Below are 4,521 nucleotides of genomic sequence, written 5' to 3' on the forward strand. Positions count from 1 at the left end.
AAATTAGAACAATGGGAAAAATTTTATAATTTCAATAGACCACATTTTTCATTTAAAGGATAAACACCTTATGAAATACTAAAATCTAAACTAAAATAATTATATTTAAAGTCTACGAAGTCATGAAGTACGACATAACATAATTTTTAATAAGTGTTACTTCCCGATGCAAAACTTGCCAAATATCGTCCCTAATATATCTTGATCCACATCTATTTCACCTGTAATATGTCCCAAATACCTTAAAGCTTCACGGATATCCATTGCTAACAAATCCCCAGGAAGTCCCATGTCCATTCCTTGTTTGATCTTTCCAATTTGAGAAAGTGTGTTTTGTAATGCTTCTAAGTGACGAGAGTTCGTAACGATTGTGTCATCCTGATTTGTTCCTTTCAATTTGATTTGATGAATCAGATTTTCTTTCAATGCTTCGATATTATATTGATCTTTAGCTGAAATTTCTAAATGAACAACATCTTTAAACTCTTGTTTGATAGCATCAGAAATAGCTGATTCGTTATTGTTTACATCAATTTTATTGGCAACATTAAACAAGATTTTTCCTCTACGTTGCAAATCATCTAACTGATTCGCAATTTGATTATCAGCAGTTATATTGGCATCATACAAATAGATGATAATAGAAGCATTGTCTATTTTTTCGAATGTTTTTTCAATTCCAATCCGTTCTATCGTATCGCCAGCTTCACGAATCCCTGCGGTATCAATGAAACGAAATCCAACACCGTCAATATAAATAGTTTCTTCGATTGTATCTCGTGTTGTTCCTTCAATGTCCGAAACAATAGCACGTTCTTCGTTTAATAAAGCATTCAACAAAGTAGATTTACCTGCATTGGGCGCTCCGACAATAGCAACAGGAACTCCATTTTTAATCACATTTCCAAATGCAAAAGAATCAGCTAAACGTTTAAGAATCGATTGTAATTGGTTTAATAAATTATAAAATTGCGATCGATCTGCAAATTCGACGTCTTCTTCAGAAAAATCCAACTCCAATTCCATCAAAGCAGCAAAGTTGATCATCTGTTCTCTCAAATCTTTGATTTGATTCGAGAAACCACCACGCATTTGTTTGATGGCAATTTCGTGTGATGCTTTCGAGTCCGAAGCAATCAAATCGGCCACAGCTTCTGCTTGTGTTAAATCCATTTTGCCGTTCCAAAAAGCGCGGAATGTATATTCTCCTGGATTGGCATTACGAATGCCAATTTTATTTAATAGTTCTAATACTTTTTGTTGGATATAAATTGAGCCATGTGTCGAAATTTCGACAACATCTTCACCTGTATAAGAATGCGGATTTTTGAAAATAGAAAATAGCGCTTCATCAACAATGGTATCGCCGTCCATCACATAACCCAAATGTATAGTATGAGAAGAAGCTTCATTCAAAGATTTAGTAGCATTAAATTTTGATTGATAAATCTGAGCAACTTTAGAAATTGCTTCTGGTCCAGAAATACGAATAACCGCTATAGCGCCCATTCCATTGGCTGTTGCCAATGCACAAATTGTATCGTTGTTTAGCATATTGCAAATTTACAATTTTATTGGGAGAGATGAAATTATTTGACAAATCTTAATAAAAAGTTAAAATATGATTTTTTAATCATTTTAAATAAGTGTTAACGTTATAAAAAAAACAATATATTACAGTGTTTTTAATGGTGTTAACATTTATTTATGTTAATATTTTCTTATGATATTTCTTTCAAATGATTAAATTTGAATGCCCTTACCTTATGAAAATTCAATTAGAAATAATTGAATTTTTGGAACTAATATTTACAATTATTACTTAATCAATAAATGATTTAGTGAAATATCTTATAAAATCAGCAGTAATAACCATTACTGCTGATTTTTTTTATTTCGAATTGTAGCTCGCTCTCACTGTGATCTGAGCTGTTTTTTGTCGAGAAATTGTATTAAACGATCCACCTGCAGAATATTCTTCATTGTCATTTTTTCCTGTAATCTGGAAAATTCCTAAATCGGCTTGTTTTAATTTTCCTAAACTCGATCCAGATTTTGTAGCAATATTTTCTGCTCGTTGTTTCGCATTTTCAGAAGCCTGTGCAATTAATTCTAATTTCAAATCTTCTAATTTTGAGTAATAATAATTAGGACTCGAAGAACTTAATTCAATTCCTTGACTAATTAAATTTGAGATTTCGCGCGAAGCTTTTTCAATTTTATCCAATTCTTTTGACTCAATTGTGGCGTCTTGCGATAAATTGTAGCCTGTAAATTGACTGAAAGAATTACCATTAGAATCGCTTCCATATTGAAAATCTTTTGTGATATTCACCGCTTCAAATACAATTTCATTTGGTTTGATTCCTTGCGAAATGAGAAAGTTTTTTACAATTACCTGATCAGTTTTTAATTGATCCGAAGCAACTTTCAAATCAAAATCTTTTCGACTAAAAGTAGCTCGCCATTTGACTAAATCAGCATCAAAGTTTTTCAATGCATTTCCTGTCACATTAATGGATTCTGTTGTTTTGAATTTATATTTATAGGCATTTCCTAAAATACAAGCTGCGGCAATTAATCCGACGGCTAAAATAGAAGCGACAATAACTGAAAATTTATTCATAATAATATGGTTTTCAGTAAATATACGAAAAAATAAAAAATCGATTATTCACTACTAATAGTGAAGTTATGCCAATAAAATAGGAAAATCTTGATTGATAATAAAAATGACTAAATTTCCTTCAGAATAATCAATAGTCACTAAATCTTCTGTAGCTTTATTGCGCGTTCCAATACGAGAAAGTAAGTTTAAATCTTCGTTGTTTAATGGATATTCTAAACCTTTTGTGACTATATTTTTACATTCAGGAAAGGGTAGAAGTGAAATTGTTCTTCCAAAATAACCTTCTAATTTTGTTTCTTTTTCTGCGAAAAAATAATGGCTATAATTATCGTAAAATAAAATATTGATTTGATTTTTAAAACGAAAAGCAGCATTTAAATTTCCGATAAAATGGTCTTGTTGTCGACCACTTGCACCAAAAACATCAACATGTTCAAATCCTTTATCAATAATGATTTGCAATGCTTTTGCAAAATCGGTGTCGTTTTGTTCTGGTGTCGATATAACCTCAATTCCAGCAGGAAAATCATTGTGCTGTGTTGAATCAAAATCGCCCGAAATAACATCGGGCGTTATATTTAATTGCTGTAAATAATGAAAAGCTCCATCTGTACAAAAAATAAGATCATAATCTGTAGCAGTTGGAAAAATGGTTGGAATTTCACCATTCAGAAATAAAAGTGCTTTGTTATTCACCTGGAATCCATTTTACTTCTTCGTGATTATTGTCTGCGGCAATTTTACGACCTAATACAAATAGATAATCAGAAAGACGATTTAAATATTTTTGTAATTCAGAACGAATATCTTCTACTTCAGCTAATCCAACTGTTAAACGTTCTGCGCGACGACAAATGCAACGTGCCACATGTGCGTGTGATGCAGCTTGGTTTCCACCTGGAAGAATAAAATGTGTCAATTGTTCTAATTGTCCTTCCAAATCATCAATCCATTCTTCTAATTGTACAATATCTTCTTCGGAAATAGTTTTCGGAATACGAGGTTTACCATTTGCTAAATATAATTTATCGACTGGTGTAGCTAATTCTGCACCAAGATTGAATAAATCTTTTTGGATAATTATAATTTCTTCCTCCAATGCAGGATCGATTTCATAAGAACGGATTAACCCTAAATAAGAATTTAATTCATCAACTGTTCCGTATGAATCAATTTTTAAACTATTTTTTGAGACACGAGTTCCACCATATAAACCTGTTGTTCCTTTGTCTCCTGTTTTTGTATATACTTTCATGTGATTTCAACTAACTAATAATTATCGAAGATAAACATTTTATTGCAAATTTTTAGGTAAAAGAGGTTTTGTTAAAAAGTGATACCCAACTGCAACAACAATCAATACAACAGAAGTTAAAATCCATAAAACATCAAATCCGTACGATGTTGCAATATGCGTTCCGAGGAATGGAGAGATTATAAATGCAGCNNGACATTCCATTTAAGCCCATATAAGCACCACGATTATTTCTTTGAGCTCGGAAAGCCGTAACGGTAGACATTAAGGGTAAAACCAACATTTCACCAATAGACATCATAAAAATGGCTACATATAGCATACCGATGGTATGATTGAAACTGAAAATAGAATAACTAATTGCGGTTATAAAAGAACCAAATACCAAGAGTTTAGTAATGGTGTATTTTTTTTCGGTATAATGGATCAATAACATTTCAAAAACCACAATGATAATTCCACTGAATCCCATTAATAGTCCAATTTCTGATTGCGTCATTTGAACAACATCTTTATAGAAGAGCGGTAGTGTGTTTAGAATTTGGAAAAATGCAACCGAAAATAATAAACATATAATATTGAATAAAATAAAAGGCATGTCGGTGTATGCATTACGTTCTTTTACTTCTTGTTGTTC

Annotated in this window: 5 protein-coding genes; all 5 read right to left on the reverse strand. The window is 31.6% G+C overall.

All coding sequences use genetic code 11. The features are described 5' to 3' along the window. Positions 1-156 precede the first annotated feature (156 nt). The 5 genes from mnmE to B2X73_RS09300 all read right to left on the reverse strand — a co-directional run bounded on the left by mnmE (position 157) and on the right by B2X73_RS09300 (position 4,482). Complete coding sequence (gene mnmE / locus B2X73_RS09280) at positions 157-1,554, reverse strand: tRNA uridine-5-carboxymethylaminomethyl(34) synthesis GTPase MnmE (protein ID WP_291096321.1); 1,398 nt, start codon at positions 1,552-1,554, stop codon at positions 157-159. A 337-nt stretch (positions 1,555-1,891) separates the two neighbouring features. Next, the gene (locus tag B2X73_RS09285; RefSeq protein WP_171622151.1) at positions 1,892-2,626 is read right to left on the reverse strand and encodes an SIMPL domain-containing protein; all 735 of its coding nucleotides are present in this window, start codon (positions 2,624-2,626) and stop codon (positions 1,892-1,894) included. A gap of 66 nt (positions 2,627-2,692) precedes the next feature. After that, positions 2,693-3,325, reverse strand: a complete 633-nt coding sequence (locus B2X73_RS09290; protein WP_171622150.1) for a thiamine diphosphokinase — start codon at positions 3,323-3,325, stop codon at positions 2,693-2,695. Beyond that, positions 3,318-3,884 carry a cob(I)yrinic acid a,c-diamide adenosyltransferase gene (locus tag B2X73_RS09295; protein WP_171622149.1) on the reverse strand — a complete coding sequence of 189 codons (567 nt, stop codon included), beginning with the start codon at positions 3,882-3,884 and terminating at the stop codon, positions 3,318-3,320. Before B2X73_RS09295 ends, B2X73_RS09290 begins: the two co-directional genes overlap by 8 nt. A gap of 133 nt (positions 3,885-4,017) precedes the next feature. Beyond that, complete coding sequence (locus B2X73_RS09300; RefSeq protein WP_422653359.1) at positions 4,018-4,482, reverse strand: MFS transporter; 465 nt, start codon at positions 4,480-4,482, stop codon at positions 4,018-4,020. Between the last annotated feature and the right edge of the window lie 39 nt (positions 4,483-4,521).

This window comes from Empedobacter sp. UBA7252 (assembly GCF_002472765.1).
GTDB classification, from domain to species: domain Bacteria; phylum Bacteroidota; class Bacteroidia; order Flavobacteriales; family Weeksellaceae; genus Empedobacter; species Empedobacter falsenii_B.

Coding starts and splice junctions, on each gene's coding strand:
- B2X73_RS09285 (WP_171622151.1), bottom strand. CDS start 2,626: ATGAATAAATTTTCAGTTATTGTCGCTTCTATTTTAGCCGTCGGATTA.
- mnmE (WP_291096321.1), bottom strand. CDS start 1,554: ATGCTAAACAACGATACAATTTGTGCATTGGCAACAGCCAATGGAATG.
- B2X73_RS09295 (WP_171622149.1), bottom strand. CDS start 3,884: ATGAAAGTATATACAAAAACAGGAGACAAAGGAACAACAGGTTTATAT.